The sequence below is a fragment of the Staphylococcus delphini genome (genome assembly GCF_900636325.1).
GTDB lineage: Bacteria > Bacillota > Bacilli > Staphylococcales > Staphylococcaceae > Staphylococcus > Staphylococcus delphini.
In genome coordinates, this window is record NZ_LR134263.1 from 2,485,649 (window position 1) to 2,502,763 (window position 17,115).

The window sequence follows — 17,115 nt, forward strand, 5'->3', positions numbered from 1 at the left end:
TAAAGAAAGACTTACCAGATTAAGAACAAAAGCGTCACAGAAGTCACATAAAAACAGGTACTCAAAAAGCGATGACGCATCTCCTATGACAATAGACATGTTCATCGCTATTTTTACGGGTTTAATTGTTTGTCTCCTCTACTGCTATCACGAGTTTCAGCTGTTCATCTATTCCCAACACTTGAATTTGCATGTTGTCGCGATACCAAGTGACTCGTTCATCGACAATAATAGGGTTTTTATAACGTACGGCGATGGGTTCAACTGCTGCTGCGACACATATCCGTTGCACAACGAGTTGGCCTGGCACAATGTCCGTATGGATCGGATTCGTGTCATTCACTAGTGCTAAATAGTGCTGCACGTCTTCTGTTGAAAAATACATCATGACCCCCTCCGACTAACAAAAGTTTGTATGATACGACAATGGCATGTCTCGCCTTGCTCGAATGATAACGCCATTTGATAACGTTGAAATGACTTGATTTGTTGGACTTTTAACACTGCCATCGTCACTTGATAATGCACGCCTACTTTTAAAGGGTGATGCGCTTCAATTTCTGTCGCTACAAGTTCAATTGCCGTCTCTTTAAACGTTCGAAATAGCGAAAAAAGCGGCCATACTCGTGCAGTCATTAATAAAGGCACAGTGGTCGTCTGTGGCATATTAAAAAATTGCTGATAACGATGGACTGTACTTTTGTCAAAACAGTAATCTTTAACTTCACGGTCGCCAACGTTCAAAAAGTGCTGCATTACCCATGCCTCCTCCAATGCCCATTGTCGCGATCGTACTTTGTGCATCTTTCATATAAAACAGACGGGTCACTAAAATCGCACCACTCGCACTATACGGATGACCGATCGCAATTGCACCACCGTAACGATTCAATTGCGCCTCTTGAATGTTCAACGCACGTGCAGACGCTAGCACTTGCGCACTAAAAGCTTCATTCAATTCTACAGCATCAATTTGGTCTATCGTTCGTTGTTGTCGTTCCAAAATACGCTGTACTGCGGGTACAGGACCGATGCCTAATACATGCGGATCCACCCCTTCAATCGCATAATCCACAAACATCAGACCTTCTGACATACCAAGTTCGCGTGCTTTTTGTTCAGACATGACGACAACTAGACAAGCGCCGTCGTGTTTGAGACAACAATTACCGACTGTCACTGTCCCATCTTCACGCAATGGCTTTAACCGTGCAATCCGTTCATACTGAAGATGCGGCTTAACACTTTCATCTTGTGTCATCTGCTGACCTTTCACCATTAAAGGCAATATTTCAGCTGACATGATACCCGCCGAAATCGCTTCACTCGCACGTTGATGGCTTTGAACCGCGAAACGATCTTGCTCTTCACGTGATACACGATACTGTTCTGCCACGTTGTCTGCCGCTTCAATCATACTTGGATCTTGACCTGCCGGCGCAAATGGAGCACGGTCATAAAATGTCGGAGGTGTCATTGGATACAGTGAGGTCGGCTTTTCCATTTTCCAAGGTGCACGGCTCGTACTTTCGACACCCCCTGCAATATAAAAGTCCCCTGCGCCACTTTCAACGAGTCGACTCGCCAAATGAATCGCTTCAAGGCCCGAACCGCATTGACGATCAACCGTGAGACCTGGGACAGACACATCTATCCCTGCCTCGAGCAAACTTTTTCGCGCAATATTGCCCCCTTTACCGACAATATTACCGAGAATGACATCATCCAAATCATTGAGCGAGCAAGGTAATGTCGCTTCAAAATGTTCGAATAACGGTTTCAATAAATGCTCAGGCTCCCATTTTTGAAGTTGGCCACCATACACTCCAATTGGCGTCCGTTTTGCTGCAACGATGACTGCTTTCGTCATTGATAATCGCCCCTTTCATAACACATTTGTGCCATTTTTCTCGAAACTTTTCCACTCGCAGTATATGGCAATGATGTGACGCGAATGAATTTTGAAGGTATTTCATATCTCGAAACACGTGATGACAGCCAGTGCCGAACCGCTTGAACATCCAACTGCTCCGGACCGATATAAAGTGCAATCGCTAACTCACCTAGCTTATCGTGTGGACGTCGCACAATGACTGTATCTACAATTTCAGGCCATTGCTTGAGATATTGTTCAATCACGGCAGGATACACATTCTTCCCACCAATAATTAAGCGGTCTTGTACACGTCCTTGTAAATACAACACATCATTCTCGATACGGGCGTAATCACCTGTCGCTATCCAATCATTAACGGCGTCCTCACCGAGATAACCTGAAAATGTCATCGGGCTTTTCACAAACAATTGTCCTATTCCGGCATCATCTCGTTCACGTAAAGTCACCGTCACATTTGGAAATAGACGCCCCACAGAATCGAGTGGCGCAGTTTGATTTCGATTGACACTAATAAAGCTCGCTTCCGACGTGCCGAAAAACTCATCAATCGTACTTTCAGGAAATACCGTTTGGAGTTGTGTGTGACGACGAGCTGGCAATTTGTCCCCTGAAATAAAAATGTGACGTACCCACTGTGATCGTTGTCCTAAATGGATCCCATCGTACACCATTGTAGGTACGAGAAACAATGCACACGTTTGTTGAAGTTCTGCAACATACGACAGACCTTTTGCCATATTATAGCGATCTTGCCCGATAAACGTTTTGCCATTCCATAACGCATAAATCAGCACATACAACGTTAACGAATGGGCATACGGACCGAGCGCCATATACGTCTGTGTAGAGGCATCGAGTAACGTATCATTCACCTCAAACGAAGCAATCCATGACGGTAAATCTCTTATAAAGCCTTTCGGTAAACCTGTCGTACCTGACGTAAACCCAATATGTAAGCATTGCGGAATCGTTGGCGCTTTATGTGAGGGTTCATATGAAGTACACTTCAACCCGCCATCATCCCATATATAAGTTATACGGTGTAATCTCATGAGGGCATCCCGTTGTTCCATTGACCATTGTGGCCCGAGCACGCACGGCACACCTTGACGTACGAGCACTGCTAAATAAGCCACGATAAAGTCCGCCGTTTGAGTATGCGTCAACATCACATTTTGACACGTCATATTCGCGGGCAATGTTTTACTTTCCTTTTGGACATGTTGCCACAACGTTTCATAGGTGAGCGTCACATTATCCATCCTAATTGCAATATGTTCCGGCCTTTCTACGGCATAGGTTTCAAGTCGCTTTAACAATTCCAAACTTCATCACACTACTTTTACAGTTTTGCTTTATTTTAACATAGCGCGCACTTTCCACATATGTGAACGTCATTTTTGTATCTCCAAAGTTCAAATGATGTCATCACGTATCATGCAAAATGTAATGAGAACGGGTCAATATCGATGCATTTCCATATAAAAAGGCCGGGTCATCATGAAATGCCCAGCCTTAAAATGATACAGTTGTTATAAATAATATTTATCAATGACTTTTAAATCATCTGACAGTTCGTAAATCAGTGGCGCACCTGTTTTGATTTCATAGCCGATGATATCTTCATCCGATACACCTTCTAAATATTTAATCAAAGCACGTAATGAGTTCCCGTGTGCCGCCACAAGCACTGTTTTACCAGCTAATAGTTCTTGAGAAATTTGGTCGTTCCAATATGGGATGACACGCACTAAAGTATCTTTCAAACTTTCAGCTTCAGGCATTACACGTCTATCTAATAATTCGTATTTGCGATCTTTTAAATAGCTCTCGCGTTGTGCTTCATCTTGTGCTGGCGGTGGTGTATCGTAAGAGCGTCTCCAAATATGGACTTGTTCTTCACCAAATTGCTGACGTGCTTCATCTTTATTTAATCCTTGTAAACCGCCATAATGACGTTCATTCAAACGCCACGATTTAACAACGGGTACAAAGAGTTGATTAGACTCATTTAATAAATGAAACGTGGTCTTAATCGCACGCTTCAATAATGAGGTAAATGCGATATCAATATGAATGTCTTGTTCTTTCAATTTTTTTCCTGATGTGATGGCTTCGTTGTGACCTTGTTCGGATAAATCGACGTCTGCCCATCCTGTAAATAAGTTTTCAGCATTCCAGACGCTTTGTCCGTGTCTACATAAAATAAGTTTTGGCATGTTTTACCTTCTTTCTATGTCGTGAACGCCAGTGCCGCAACATTTGTTGATCAAAAAAGACGTTCACGTACTCATATTGTATCAACAAATGCGCTTTCTTTATTTTATAAATTGATTATAACAAGTTTTTCGCTCTTTTTCATACTTTAAACATGATAAAATATGAATATATTGAGTCATTTGCTATCACATGGATTTCAAAAGATTTGATTGTAGTGAAATCATGTTTTCCTATATTTCACCATAACAGACTATATGTTTATCGCTGTCTGACTTCATTTTGATGCGCCAACAATGTATAGGTCGTTTCAATATAAGGAATGTGAAGTTGATGCTTTTGACCTTGTCTATAAATATACCCTTGAATCGCTTCAACTTCTGTCACACGTTCGTTCATCGTATCATAATACATGCTTGTCGCACTTTCGTCAGAGAAGATTCGATATGCTGCGATGACATCATCTACAAATGAATCTTCGTACGTAATTCCTTCTGCGTTAGCGACTTGCAAACCTTCTTTAAGCAAGTTTTTACATAATTCAAGCATACGGTCGTCTTTTAACAGGCGCGCGGTGTCTCGACTTAATGCAGTTAATGTATTCATACCTAGGTTGAAAATCAATTTAAACCAAATTGCCTTCTCAATATTGTCTTCAAGTTCTAACGTGAGCTTTGTCGTTGAAATGACCGCTTTCAATTGTTCAGTAAACGTATCTTGCTTCAACTGAATGCGGTAATCTTTGTCATGTCTCACTTTATCCTCCTGCTTTTCACCACTAATGTATACGACCGCTTGATACGCATCATAGCCCTCTAATTTTGGAAGTAAGCCGCTACCATTTTGCGCTAAAATCACTTTCGATTGCGCGTGCGTGATGGTTTTCAGTTGTGGTAAAATTGTATCAATTTGATGGGTCTTCACTGCAATAAACACGACATCGAACGGCGTCGTTACAGATGACAACGCTTTGACAGGGATACTTTTACGTTCTCCTGTATCGCGCTCTTCAAATGTCATGACTTTATCTTGTCTCCCTAACAATGTTACATCTAGCGTATCCAATGCCGAAGCGATCGCTGTTCCTACCGCACCGGGTCCAATGATGGCTATTTTCATCTCTTTCATCCTTTCAATCGCAAAGTTTAAACGCTATTTCTCGTCCTTTTATAGATATAATCCAATATATTCTTTTTTTATTTATAAGTAAAGCGAGTTGATTGTGCATATAAATGAAAAAAGACCGGGACATGATGATACGTTTTCCCAGTCTTTAATGTAAAAATTTTAATTCTCTTTTCACCACAGAAACTGAACAGCATACTTTTCTGCTACACGCTTTCTTTCGAGTTATAACAACGCAGACAATATATCTTTTGCAATGTCGCCCAAGATTTTAAATTTGTGATACCTTTAAGTTCAGAGACTTTGGTTTTAATCATAATTTCATCATCTTTTGTTAACTTTTTGTTACAATGACTACATTTCAATTCAACTAAAAACATTGCTGTCCTCCTATGAAATCTTAGAATCAAACTTAAACATTCCAAAGATTTTCTATTCTTTTATTTAAATGCGCCTGTAAGAATGCAACGACATCACTTAATGGTATCGGAAGCACGCTTATTCAGTTTGATTATCGAAATTACGTCCTTCAAGTCCTGCAAGCTCTTCTTTCGTTGCGGCTGGGGCTTTCATTTCGAAAATTTGATCTACCACAGTGTAATCATAATAACCGAGGCGTGCAATCGGACGAATAGACTTGATATCTAACTTTCCATTCTCCATAATCACCTTGTCATCGATATGAACTTGCGCGACACGGCCAATGACAATATCGACTGTTGATACAGGATCCCCCGTTGGAATGCGAATGGTTTGTACATACTCACATTCAAAATGTACGGGCGATTCTTTAACACGATATCCGGGGGCTTCAATACATGCTTCTTTCGTGACGCCTGCAAACTCAAACTCATCTTCTTCAGGTGGTAATGCTTTTGATGACAAGTTCACCGCTTCTCGCAAATCATACGTGGCCATATTCCAAACAAACCAACCCGTCTCTTCCGCATTCTTTACTGTATCTTTGCGTTCATGATTGCCGAGTACGGATTGATTCGCCGCAAACATAACCATTGGCGGGTCCCAAGTTAAGTTTTGATACTGACTATAAGGTGCCAAATTATCTTTGCCATCTTTTGAAACCGTTGAAATCCAACCAATCGGACGTGGGACTGTACTACTCTTAAATGGATCGTGTGGCAAACCGTGACTTCTAACCCCTTGTTTTGGTGAATACTCCATCTTATTGCCTCCTTCATTATTGCCTTTACTTTAATCTAACAAATTGTGTCATCCGTTGCTAATACATGTTTCCTATTTAATTATCAAGTAGTTCTATTAACAGCATCTGACGTACGTGGAACAGAACAGTCCCCTATCCCCACTTCCAACATCGAGGTATATAGGTTTTGTCATTCAATTATCACTCAGACCCTGGTTTTCATTTTCAATCCTTCCGCGCACTTCAAAAAAGCTAGCCTCTACATCTGTATTGTAGAAACTAGCTTTTCATCGACTTTAATTTGTCATTTGATTCAATTTACTCTAAATTCGCATGATTGTTTTGCATCGTTGTCTCATCGACATTCCATGCGGTCATAAAGTCTAACACGACACCATCTAACATCAACTGTGCACTTTGTTCAAACAAGCTGCCGAGTGGTTGTTCAGAACCTTCAGCCTGATATTTCGTGCCAGCTGGTAGAATGAGTGTCACGTTTGCCAATTCACCAATTTTAGAATCCGCTGCTGTCGTCACCAATACGATCGTGGCGCCGACTTCATGCGCTTTATCGGCTAACAGTTTTAAATGTGTTGTCGAACCTGAACCGGAAATGACAACAAGCACATCCCCTTTTTGAATGGACGGTGTCGTCGATTCTCCAACGACATGCGCCTTTTTATCGAGTTGGTTCAATCGCATCGCAAAACCGTTCGCGACGAATCCTGAACGGCCTTTGCCTGTCACAAACACCGCTTCTGCATCGGATACAACTTGTTCGAATTGCGCAATCGCTTGATTATCCACTTGTGATAACGTCTGTTCAATCTCACGGCGAATCCGTTCAAACTGCTGTTGAATAGCCATGTTACTTACCTTCAATCGCTTCACGGATTTGTTTCGCCGCTTCACGTGGATCGTCAGCATTTGCGATACCGCCGCCTACAATAATTAAATCTGGACCTTCATCCGCAACTTCTTTCACAGTTTCAAGTTTAATACCACCAGCGACAGCAACTTTAGCGTTTTTAATCACTGATTTGACTTTTCTTAAACTATCTAATGGTGATTGCCCTTGTGCTTGTAAATCATAACCTGTATGCACTGCGATATAGTCTGCACCTAATGCGTCGATTTCTTTCGCACGTTTTTCTAAATCTTGTACCGCAATTAAGTCGACAAGCAATTCTTTACCATGCTTGTGCGCTTCTTCCACCGCATTTTTGATTGATGCATCTTCAGCCACACCTAAAATTGTGACCACATCTGCGCCAAATTTCACTGCTTGGCTCACTTCATAGTCTGCCGCGTCCATAATTTTTAAGTCAGCTAATACTTTGACGTCTTCATCTTTCACGTTCTCTTTTAAATGTTGTACAGCAGGTAAACCTTCATTAATGACGATAGGTGTCCCAATTTCAACAATATCGACATAATCCGTTACTTTTTTCGCAAGTTCTGCTGCGTCTTCTTTATTTAATAAATCGATGGCTAATTGTAATTCCATGATTTCATCAATCCTCCGTCATGTTTTTCTCTCACAGTTGGTGGAATACCCTTTTCAAAAGAGATGAAACATGTCGGATTTCTATTCAACACGACTTACTTGTCAATTTCAGGCATTGCCGCGTCATCCACAAACACTTCGACATGGGGGTGACGATGTAAAATTGTCGCTGGCACATCTGTAGTCACTTCTTGGCTCATTAAATGACGAATCGCTTCACGTTTTTGTTCACCAAACGCTAACAAAATGATACGTTTCGCTTTCATAATAGAGCTTAACCCCATTGAAATCGCTTGTTTCGGCACATCATCAATCGACTCAAAATAACGACTGTTCGCTTTGATTGTGCTTTCAGTTAAGTCGACACAATGCGTTAAACTTTCAAACGGTGTCCCTGGTTCATTAAAACCGATATGACCGTTTTGACCGATGCCTAAAATTTGAATATCTAACGGACCGCCTTCTTCTAATAGCGCTTCATAACGCTTTGATTCCGCTTCAATATCTGACGCTTCACCATTTGGCACGTGAATATTTTCAGCAGTAAAATGAGGATATGCGCCAAATAAAACATGTTTCATATATTGACAATAGCTTTCTTCATGATCAGACGCTAAGCCAACGTACTCATCTAGGTTAAATGTTTCCACTTGAGACACGTCGAGTTGGTTTTTTTGAAGTAATTCCACTAAATAGTCATACACTTTAACCATTGTGCCACCCGTCGCCAAACCTAAACGACTGTCTTTTTGGTATAACATTTGTTTAAATAATTCGCTCGCAACGTAAAATGATGCGTTCGCTTCACTACCTAAATTAATGATTTTCATTGTGCTTATTCCTCCTCAATCATTTTCACGAAACGTTTCGTAATATCGCGTGGTCTCGTAATGGCACCACCGACGACTGCTGCATACACACCTAAATCCATGACTGTTTTTAACATTTCAGGCGTGATGACATTGCCTTCAGCGATGACTTTTTGAGATACGTTCGCTAATATGTCTTTTAAAAACGCAAAATCATTGGCGTATAACACTTGCCCTGTCGTTTGTTCTGTATAGCCATGTAGCGTTGTACCAATATAGTCAAAGCCGAGACGTTCTGCGTTTTGCGCTTCTTCTACCGTCGCGATGTCTGCCATAATTTCAACATTGGGCGCTGCTTTACGGATGTATTGCACTAATGTTTCTAAATCTTCAGCAGGACGCTCACGCAATGTCGCATCCATCGCAATGACTTCACATCCGCTTTCAATAAGTTCATCCACTTCTTTTTGTGTCGCAGTAATAAATACAGAAGAGTTGTCGTAGTCCCGCTTCACAATACCAATGACTGGCAAATCCACCTCTTCTTTAATCGCTAAAATATCTGCTTTCGTATTCGCTCTAATCCCCACAGCGCCCCCTTGTTTTGCGGCTAACGCCATTTTTCCCATAATAAATGAGGAATGGAGTGGCTCATCTGGTAACGCTTGGCAAGATACGATTAATCCTTGTGTTAAATTCATCTAATGACTCCCTTCTAATTGTTCTTCTACTTCATTTTTAATGGTCGAAACGTGAGGTCCATAGACAATTTGGATGCCGTTTCCTTTCGTAATGATTCCTTTAGGGTCAGTACTTTGAATCAAGCTTTCATTGACTTTTTGTGTATCTTTTAACGTGACTCTCAGGCGTGTCGCACAGCAATCCACGATCTCAATATTTTCTGGACCACCTAGCGCTTGAATAATTGTTGTCGCACGTTCAGTCGTCGCTACAGTTTGCTGCGTCGTTTCATCTTCGCGCCCTGGGGTTTTGAAGTTAAACATCTGGATCAAAACTCTGAAAATGACGTAATACAATATGAACCAGACGACACCAATTGGAATAATCCATAAATAATTCGTTTTCGCTTGGCCTTGTAAAACACCAAACAAAATAAAATCTATAAAACCACCGCTAAACGTCTGCCCAACCGTGATGTTAAAAATATCTGCCATCATAAACGCTAAACCATCTAGTAAAGCATGCACGACATACAGTAAAGGCGCCACAAATAAAAAGCTAAACTCTAACGGTTCTGTAATACCTGTTAAAAAAGACGTTAAAGCTGCAGATAACATCAAACCACCGACCACCTTTTTGCGCTCAGGTTTTGCTGTATGATATATCGCGAGTGCCGCACCAAGTAACCCAAACATCATTGTAATAAAACGGCCCGACATATAACGTGAAATACCTTCATAATAATGTGTCGTTGTTGGATCTCCTAATTGTGCAAAAAAGATATTTTGCATCCCTTGAATCAGTTTGCCATTCAATTCGAGTGAACCTCCGAGCGCGGTTTGCCAAAATGGAAGATAAAAAATGTGATGCAATCCGAAAGGCCCTAGCATTCTCAATATGAAACCATATAGGAACGTACCAATCACGCCTGTTTGCTTCACGAGTTGACCCGCTCCCATAATCGCATGTTGAAATAACGGCCAAATAAAGAACATCACTAAACCTAATACAATAGATGCAAAAGCCGTCACAATCGGAATGAAACGCGAGCCTCCAAAAAAGCCTAAAAACTGCGGCAATGTGATTTTATAGTATTTGTTATGAAGCATTGCCGTCATGATACCGACAATGATACCACCAAACACACCTGTCTCTACAGTTTGAATACCTAAAACCATCCCTTGTCCTGCTTTCGCTAATTGGTCAGGTGCTGCCATCTGTCCGGCAATCGTCAAGAGGCCATTCATCGTTGCATTCATAATTAAAAATCCCAACATCGCAGCTAACCCCGCAGTACCTTTATCTGCTCGCGCTAAACCGACTGCAACACCTATCGCAAACAATACTGACAAGTTTTGAAACACAATACTGCCAGCTGTCCGCATTAATACAAACAAATGTTGCAACAATGGGATATTTAAAAACGGATACGCTTCGATAGAGTTCGGATTACTCAGTGCGCCTCCAATACCAAGTAATAATCCAGCTGCCGGTAAAATCGCAATCGGTAACATAAATGACTTCCCAAATTGCTGTGCTTTATCAAATAATGTATTCAATTTTGTCACCCTCTTCTTCCCTGTTCACTCTCAATATATCACTAAGAAAATTTTCGTCAACAAAATATGTTGTTTTGGAAATTATTTTCAAATATACTGAGTTTAAAGGAGGATGACAATGAAAATTGAAAATCGTATTCAACAAAATCAACATCATTTCACAAAAGTCGACCAGCAAATCGCTCAATTTATTTTGTCGGTGGATGATCATACGGACTTAGGTGCAATTAATCAGTTAGCGGATGCGATTGGGGTGTCACCTTCTAGTATTACACGCTTTGCACATAAATTAAATTACGACAGCTTCCAATCGTTTCGTTTCGCCATCCAACATGAACTGCAAACGGAACCGATTCACAATAGTCCTTCCATTCAAATTTTGCATCAACATTATCGCGCCATCATGGATCACACGGGTGAATTTCTCGTTGAAGACGATTTGATGTATCTCGTCAACACCATTGAACAGAGTGATAAAATCATTTTTATCGGCATTGGCAGCTCAGGATTAAGCGCGCAAGAATTGTACTTTCGCACGTCGCGCATGGGCTTCAACACACTCGCGATTACGGATGCGCATTTAATGACAGTCATCGGGCACATGTGTCATGGCAATACTACGATCGTCGCATTTACGAATAGTGGTGCTACGAAAGAAATTATGGATAGTTTAAGTCATGGTCGTGAAAACGGGGCGACTATGATAGCCATTTCTCATTTTCGGACACCTGCACTGGAACAACATTGTCATCGCATCATTATGACCGCCGACCGTAATCAAACACATGATGCTTACTTTATTAATTCTCAACTCGCCAATCACTTTATTATTGATTTATTGAGTTACCATTTACTACAAAATAAAGAACGGTTGGCCCATTTCACGTCGAGTTATGAACAACTGTTAGCGAAAAGAGCGACCACAACCTATTCACCGCATGATTTTCACCGACTACAAGATTAAACTGAGCAGAGCTATATTAATTTCCAATGATTTTTAGTAAAATAGATAGATAATCATAATCAGGAAGGCAGTGAATCTTTTGCAACCGATTACAGACGAAGCGGTACAAGCATTACTCGACCAATACGCAAATCAACCTGTCTATCTTCACGTTGAAACGACTAATGGCGCTTATGCCAATCATTTCGATCAACGTGTATTCAATGCAGGCACTTTTTTAAGAAACATCCAAGTCACTTACCAGCATGCACAACTTAAAGGCGGAGAAAAAGACCCTTACCGCGTAGGACTCAAACTTGCCGACCATAGTTGGGTATATGTTCAAGGTTTAACACATTATGATGTGACAGAAGACGGGATGTTTTTACTGGCAGGATTCAATTATGAAGGACAGCTTGCGGCAGCACTTGAAATGAGCCACAAGCCTTTTAAAGCATAGAAAGGAGTTATGATGATTATGACAACTGAAAGCCATATTCTTGTCATCTTCCCACACCCGGACGATGAGACATTTTCTTCGGCAGGTACGCTTGCACGTTATATTGATGAAGGTGTGCCAGTGACGTATGCATGTCTGACACTCGGGCAAATGGGACGCAATCTCGGCAACCCACCTTTCGCTACACGTGAATCACTGCCAGACATTCGCGAACGTGAACTCGATGACGCCATGAAAGCAATCGGTATTACAGATTTACGTAAAATGGGCTTGCGTGATAAAACTGTGGAATTTGAACCCGTGGAAGAAATGGATGCGATGGTGCAATCACTCATCGATGAAACACAACCTTCCACGATTATTTCATTTTATCCCGGTTATGCCGTCCATCCTGATCATGAAGCAACAGCAGAAGCGGTCGTGAGAACTGTTGGTCGTATGGAGGCATCTCGTCGTCCAAGACTGCAATTAGTCGCATTTAGTAATGACGCCGTTGAACAGTTGGGCGAACCTGATATCGTCAATGACATTTCAGCTTATCAAGACCGTAAATATGCCGCATTCGAAGCACATCGTTCACAAACGGGACCTTTCCTTGAGCAACTTGCCAATCCACAAGGTGACGTTTCCGGTGTGCCTAAAGATGCTGCAAACTTTTTAACAACCGAAACATTTTGGACTTATTCATTTAAATAAATAACGTATTGCACATGCATGTGACATTTTAGTGGAGGAAGATACATGACTGAATTCGATTTATCGACACGTGAAGGTCGTTGGAAACATTTTGGTTCAGTAGATCCTATTAAAGGGTCAAAACCTACAACAAAAGCCGAAATGACCGACCTTCAAAGTACACACAAGAATTTTTTGTTTGAAATAGAAGAAGTAGGCATTAAAAATCTCGTGTACCCAGTTTGGATTGATCAATATCAAACCGCTGGGAACTTTAGTTTTTCAACAAGCCTGAATAAAGACGAAAAAGGCATTAATATGAGCCGTATTTTAGAATCTGTAGAAGCAGAATATGACAACGGTATTCGTCTGGAGTTTGACGCATTAACGCAATTATTAAACCAATTAAAAGGTCGCATGAAGCAGCACAGTGCGGGTGTGGATGTCAGTGGTAAGTGGTTCTTTAATCGCTATAGCCCAGTTACACAAATGAAAGCTGTGGGCAGTGCGGATGTGACGTTTGGTTTAGCACTAGAAAATGATGCAGTGTCTCGTAAAGAAATCACTATTGAGGCAGCTGTTACGACGCTATGTCCTTGTTCAAAGGAAATCAGTGAGTATTCTGCACATAACCAACGTGGCATCATTACAGTGAAAGCGTATTTCGATAAAACAGCAACACTACCAGAAGATTATAAAGAAATCATTTTAGATGCGATGGAAGCCAATGCTAGCTCCATGTTGTATCCGATTTTAAAACGTCCGGACGAAAAGCGCGTGACAGAACGTGCTTATGAAAATCCGCGTTTTGTGGAAGATTTGATTCGTTTAATTGCGGCTGATTTAGTCGAAGTCTCTTGGTTAGAAGGCTTTGATATTGAATGTCGTAACGAAGAATCAATTCACCAACATGACGCATTTGCGAAATTAAAGTATCGAAAATAATGGGATTGGATAGATGGACTGGTGAGGTGATAAACACCTTGCCAGTTTTTTGTCGTTTTATAGTTCAGTAAATTATCAATCATAAAAACCACAACCCCGCTATCTAGTAAGTGAGATTGTGGTCATATCGTTTTATTCTTCTTTCCCTAATGCACGATAGATGGCTTTGGCGACACCGCTGTTTTCATTCGAATCTGTCACAAATGTCGCTAAGTCTTTCAATTCTGGCAATGCATTTTCCATCGCGACGGCCACGCCAGCACGTTCTAACATCGATTTATCATTTAAGTTATCGCCCACTGCCATCGTGTCCGCCATATCGATACCGAGTTGTTCAGCAATGGCTTGTAAGGCTAACCCTTTTTGTGCATCAATATGTGTAATTTCAATATTACCGAGTGATGATGAGGACACTGCTAAATTACTGCTTTCTGACAATTTCTTTTTCACACGTTCAATTTTAGCTAAATCTTTGTCGTACGCTAAAACTTTCATGATCAGTTCGCCTGGTACGGATTCGATTTCGTCATAATTATCAACGACTTTCAACGTCCCCAAATCGATACGGTGTTGGATATGTTTTCTAATTTTCGCTTCATCGCCTTGTTGACCAGAATGTTTCGCAATGTCTAAATAAATAGCTAAGTCTTTCTCTGGGTCTTCTGTATAAATACCAAAGTTCGTATAGACTTGATAGTACATATTTTCATCGTTTAATGTTTGACGAATGCGTTGATATAAGCCATGATTCAAACTCGACGTATGGACGATATCGAAACTTTCATCACGTACTTCTGCACCATTCAAACAAATATACGGTACTTTTAAACCTGTCGCTGCAATAGGATCATTCGCTTCATAAAACGCACGACCTGTCGCAATAACAACTGTAATCCCTTGAGACTGGGCATATTGAATCGCCTCTATATTTTCTTTGGATACTTCATGAGCCGCATTCAGTAACGTGCCATCCATATCTGTTGCTATCAGTTTAACCATCTTTATCCCTCTCTCAGTTCTTTTCTCTCGTTCATCTGTCTCTCATAAAATATAAACTCATTTTATCAAAGTTAGCTAGGGAAGTATCGCAAAGTGAATTAACTCCTCTACTCATATAAAGAAAAACCACCTCATATGACTTAACTTTTCTTTCTTTTTTTCTGCAACCGTAACGCTTTAAAAAATTGCCGTAAAATTTCGCCACATGAATAAGCCAACACCCCACTCACGACGGTCGCACGATGATTCATTCGACTGTCTTGCACAAGATTCATCAAACTGCCGACACAGCCCCCTTTCGGATCCATTGCACCGAATACCACCGTATCGACTCGGCTCATCACAATCGTACCTGCACACATGACGCACGGCTCTAATGTGACATACAACGTACACCCTTCTAAACGCCATGTGCCTAAAGCTTCTGCAGCGCGCTCCATAGCTAGATGTTCCGCATGTGCTGTCGGACTTTGATCTGTTTCTCGTAAATTGTGCGCCCGTGCAATAATTTTTTCATCTTTGACAACGACCGCGCCAATCGGGACTTCTCCTTTTTTAGCAGCTTTTCTCGCCTCTTCTAGCGCAATTGACATATAATATTGATGACTTGTCATACAGAATTAGCCTCACTTATGTTAAAATTTTTAGTACTGGTTAAAATAAATGATATGGAGCGAAAAATATGAAAAAACCGTTTATCGCAATTGAAGGTCCGATAGGCGTTGGCAAATCTTCATTAGCACATCAGTTGAGTCAATCTTATCACTTTTATGAAGCGAAAGAAATCGTCGGCGAAAACCCTTATTTATCAGACTTTTACACTGATATTTCAAAATGGAGCTTTCAAACTGAGATGTTCTTTTTATGCCACCGCTACAAAGATTATCAAGACCTTGCAGAACATACAGATGGTATTGTCAGTGACTATCATATATATAAAAACAAAATATTTGCACGTAATACTTTGAATGACACAGAATATGATAAATTTTCAAGAATTTATGACATTTTAACTGAAGATCTCATCTCACCGGATTTTACGGTCATTTTAGATGCAGATTTAAGTGTGCTCAAACGACGCATCGCCAAACGTGATCGTAGTTTTGAAGCCCATATTCAAGACAGTTATCTACTAAAACTTAAAGAAGACTATGCAAATTACTACAATTCTTTAAAAAATGAAGGACATGCGGTGTTGTGGATTGATACGACAAACCTTGATTTTGTCCAAAATGAAGCAGATTATGCGTATGTATTTAATCAAATTAATGAACTAATCGGAGGCCATGAACATGAATCAATATGATATACCGTCCAACGCTATTATTACTATCGCCGGGACTGTCGGTGTAGGGAAATCTTCTTTAACACGTGCCATCGCTGAAAAACTCAATTTCAGAACATCTTATGAAAATGTTGAACATAATCCGTATTTAGATAAATTTTATCACGATTTTACACGTTGGAGTTTTCACCTACAAATTTACTTTTTAGCTGAACGTTTCAAAGAACAAAAGCGTATGTTTGAATATGGCGGCGGATTTGTTCAAGACCGTTCGATTTATGAAGATGTCGATATTTTTGCGAAAATGCATGAAGAACAAGGTACGATGTCACCTGAAGATTTCCAAACGTACTCGAACTTGTTTGATGCGATGGTATTAACGCCTTATTTCCCTAAACCTGACGTACTCATTTATCTTGAGTCAGATTACGATACCGTGATTGAGCGAATTCAAACGCGTGGCCGTCAAATGGAGATTGAAACGGATCCTGAATATTGGAAAATGTTATTCCAACGTTATGACGATTGGATTAATCAGTTCAATGCATGTCCAGTCGTGCGCGTGAATATTAAAGAGTACGACTTGTTTGATGATCCGGAGTCGATTGATGTCGTCTTGAAGAAAATCGAACATGTCATTCATACTTATAGACAAGTCAATCAACGTTCATAAAATTAGGGTAAACGTATCTTGATCATTGTAAACACTTCTAAAATCAATATATTAGAAAGATGAAGTCATTTTTGAGCATCTCCGCTTCCATGCTCTCAATGACTCAAATCGCAAAATGAACAGGCTGGAAGATTTTCCGGCCTGTTTCTTTATAGGTATATGAAAGTATCGCTTTTTC

General features: G+C 40.6%; 21 protein-coding genes. 6 read left to right on the plus strand and 15 right to left on the minus strand.

The features are described from left to right. Positions 1-121 precede the first annotated feature (121 nt). The 13 genes from EL101_RS11710 to EL101_RS11765 all read right to left on the minus strand — a co-directional run bounded on the left by EL101_RS11710 (position 122) and on the right by EL101_RS11765 (position 10,957). On the minus strand, positions 122-388 hold the full coding sequence (locus tag EL101_RS11710; RefSeq protein WP_240622734.1) for a hotdog family protein: 267 nt from the start codon (positions 386-388) through the stop codon (positions 122-124). Next, complete coding sequence (locus tag EL101_RS11715; RefSeq protein WP_096597754.1) at positions 385-756, minus strand: hypothetical protein; 372 nt, start codon at positions 754-756, stop codon at positions 385-387. The genes EL101_RS11710 and EL101_RS11715 overlap by 4 nt, the downstream gene beginning before the upstream one ends. After that, a complete protein-coding gene (locus EL101_RS11720) occupies positions 725-1,870 on the minus strand; it encodes a thiolase family protein (RefSeq protein WP_096597756.1) in 1,146 nt (381 codons plus the stop codon). Before EL101_RS11720 ends, EL101_RS11715 begins: the two co-directional genes overlap by 32 nt. Then, positions 1,867-3,216, minus strand: a complete 1,350-nt coding sequence (locus tag EL101_RS11725) for an AMP-binding protein (RefSeq protein ID WP_096597758.1) — start codon at positions 3,214-3,216, stop codon at positions 1,867-1,869. Before EL101_RS11725 ends, EL101_RS11720 begins: the two co-directional genes overlap by 4 nt. Before the next feature lie 213 nt (positions 3,217-3,429). Next, on the minus strand, positions 3,430-4,116 hold the full coding sequence (locus EL101_RS11730) for a 2,3-diphosphoglycerate-dependent phosphoglycerate mutase (RefSeq protein WP_096597759.1): 687 nt from the start codon (positions 4,114-4,116) through the stop codon (positions 3,430-3,432). 259 nt (positions 4,117-4,375) lie between these two features. Next, positions 4,376-5,233: an oxidoreductase gene (locus tag EL101_RS11735; RefSeq protein WP_096597761.1), complete on the minus strand. Its 858-nt coding sequence runs from the start codon at positions 5,231-5,233 to the stop codon at positions 4,376-4,378. Positions 5,234-5,445: 212 nt separating this feature from the next. Then, positions 5,446-5,619 carry a hypothetical protein gene (locus EL101_RS13300; RefSeq protein WP_096597763.1) on the minus strand — a complete coding sequence of 58 codons (174 nt, stop codon included), beginning with the start codon at positions 5,617-5,619 and terminating at the stop codon, positions 5,446-5,448. 118 nt (positions 5,620-5,737) lie between these two features. After that, positions 5,738-6,421, minus strand: coding sequence for a flavin reductase family protein (locus tag EL101_RS11740; RefSeq protein ID WP_096540399.1), 684 nt, complete (start codon positions 6,419-6,421; stop codon positions 5,738-5,740). A gap of 298 nt (positions 6,422-6,719) precedes the next feature. After that, complete coding sequence (gene hxlB / locus EL101_RS11745; protein WP_096597765.1) at positions 6,720-7,268, minus strand: 6-phospho-3-hexuloisomerase; 549 nt, start codon at positions 7,266-7,268, stop codon at positions 6,720-6,722. Position 7,269: 1 nt separating this feature from the next. Then, positions 7,270-7,908 carry a 3-hexulose-6-phosphate synthase gene (hxlA, locus tag EL101_RS11750; RefSeq protein WP_096597767.1) on the minus strand — a complete coding sequence of 213 codons (639 nt, stop codon included), beginning with the start codon at positions 7,906-7,908 and terminating at the stop codon, positions 7,270-7,272. Positions 7,909-8,003: 95 nt separating this feature from the next. Next, positions 8,004-8,738, minus strand: coding sequence for a glucosamine-6-phosphate deaminase (gene nagB / locus EL101_RS11755; protein WP_096597769.1), 735 nt, complete (start codon positions 8,736-8,738; stop codon positions 8,004-8,006). Between the two features lie 5 nt (positions 8,739-8,743). Continuing rightward, positions 8,744-9,418, minus strand: a complete 675-nt coding sequence (locus tag EL101_RS11760; RefSeq protein WP_096597771.1) for an N-acetylmannosamine-6-phosphate 2-epimerase — start codon at positions 9,416-9,418, stop codon at positions 8,744-8,746. After that, positions 9,419-10,957, minus strand: a complete 1,539-nt coding sequence (locus EL101_RS11765) for a PTS transporter subunit EIIC (RefSeq protein WP_096597773.1) — start codon at positions 10,955-10,957, stop codon at positions 9,419-9,421. A gap of 118 nt (positions 10,958-11,075) precedes the next feature. Between EL101_RS11765 and EL101_RS11770 the strand changes: the two genes are divergently transcribed. The 4 genes from EL101_RS11770 (at position 11,076) to folE2 (ending at position 13,980) form a co-directional block, all read left to right on the plus strand. After that, positions 11,076-11,921, plus strand: coding sequence for a MurR/RpiR family transcriptional regulator (locus EL101_RS11770; RefSeq protein WP_096597775.1), 846 nt, complete (start codon positions 11,076-11,078; stop codon positions 11,919-11,921). A gap of 79 nt (positions 11,922-12,000) precedes the next feature. Continuing rightward, positions 12,001-12,360 carry a YojF family protein gene (locus EL101_RS11775; protein ID WP_164715587.1) on the plus strand — a complete coding sequence of 120 codons (360 nt, stop codon included), beginning with the start codon at positions 12,001-12,003 and terminating at the stop codon, positions 12,358-12,360. An 18-nt stretch (positions 12,361-12,378) separates the two neighbouring features. Continuing rightward, on the plus strand, positions 12,379-13,056 hold the full coding sequence (bshB2, locus tag EL101_RS11780; RefSeq protein WP_096597832.1) for a bacillithiol biosynthesis deacetylase BshB2: 678 nt from the start codon (positions 12,379-12,381) through the stop codon (positions 13,054-13,056). A gap of 45 nt (positions 13,057-13,101) precedes the next feature. After that, on the plus strand, positions 13,102-13,980 hold the full coding sequence (gene folE2 / locus EL101_RS11785; protein WP_096597779.1) for a GTP cyclohydrolase FolE2: 879 nt from the start codon (positions 13,102-13,104) through the stop codon (positions 13,978-13,980). A 132-nt stretch (positions 13,981-14,112) separates the two neighbouring features. On the opposite strand, the gene EL101_RS11790 is transcribed toward folE2, so the two are convergent. Continuing rightward, positions 14,113-14,979 carry a Cof-type HAD-IIB family hydrolase gene (locus EL101_RS11790; protein WP_096597781.1) on the minus strand — a complete coding sequence of 289 codons (867 nt, stop codon included), beginning with the start codon at positions 14,977-14,979 and terminating at the stop codon, positions 14,113-14,115. Positions 14,980-15,119: 140 nt separating this feature from the next. Next, positions 15,120-15,593, minus strand: coding sequence for a tRNA adenosine(34) deaminase TadA (gene tadA / locus EL101_RS11795; RefSeq protein WP_096540426.1), 474 nt, complete (start codon positions 15,591-15,593; stop codon positions 15,120-15,122). Positions 15,594-15,661: 68 nt separating this feature from the next. Here tadA and EL101_RS11800 point away from each other — a divergent pair, with 68 nt between their 5' ends. Together EL101_RS11800 and EL101_RS11805 are read left to right on the plus strand one after the other, a co-directional pair. Next, positions 15,662-16,285, plus strand: coding sequence for a deoxynucleoside kinase (locus EL101_RS11800; protein WP_019166675.1), 624 nt, complete (start codon positions 15,662-15,664; stop codon positions 16,283-16,285). After that, entirely contained in the window at positions 16,272-16,937 is a 666-nt protein-coding gene (locus EL101_RS11805) for a deoxynucleoside kinase (protein WP_096597783.1), read from the plus strand. Before EL101_RS11800 ends, EL101_RS11805 begins: the two co-directional genes overlap by 14 nt. The last annotated feature ends 178 nt before the right edge of the window (positions 16,938-17,115 follow it).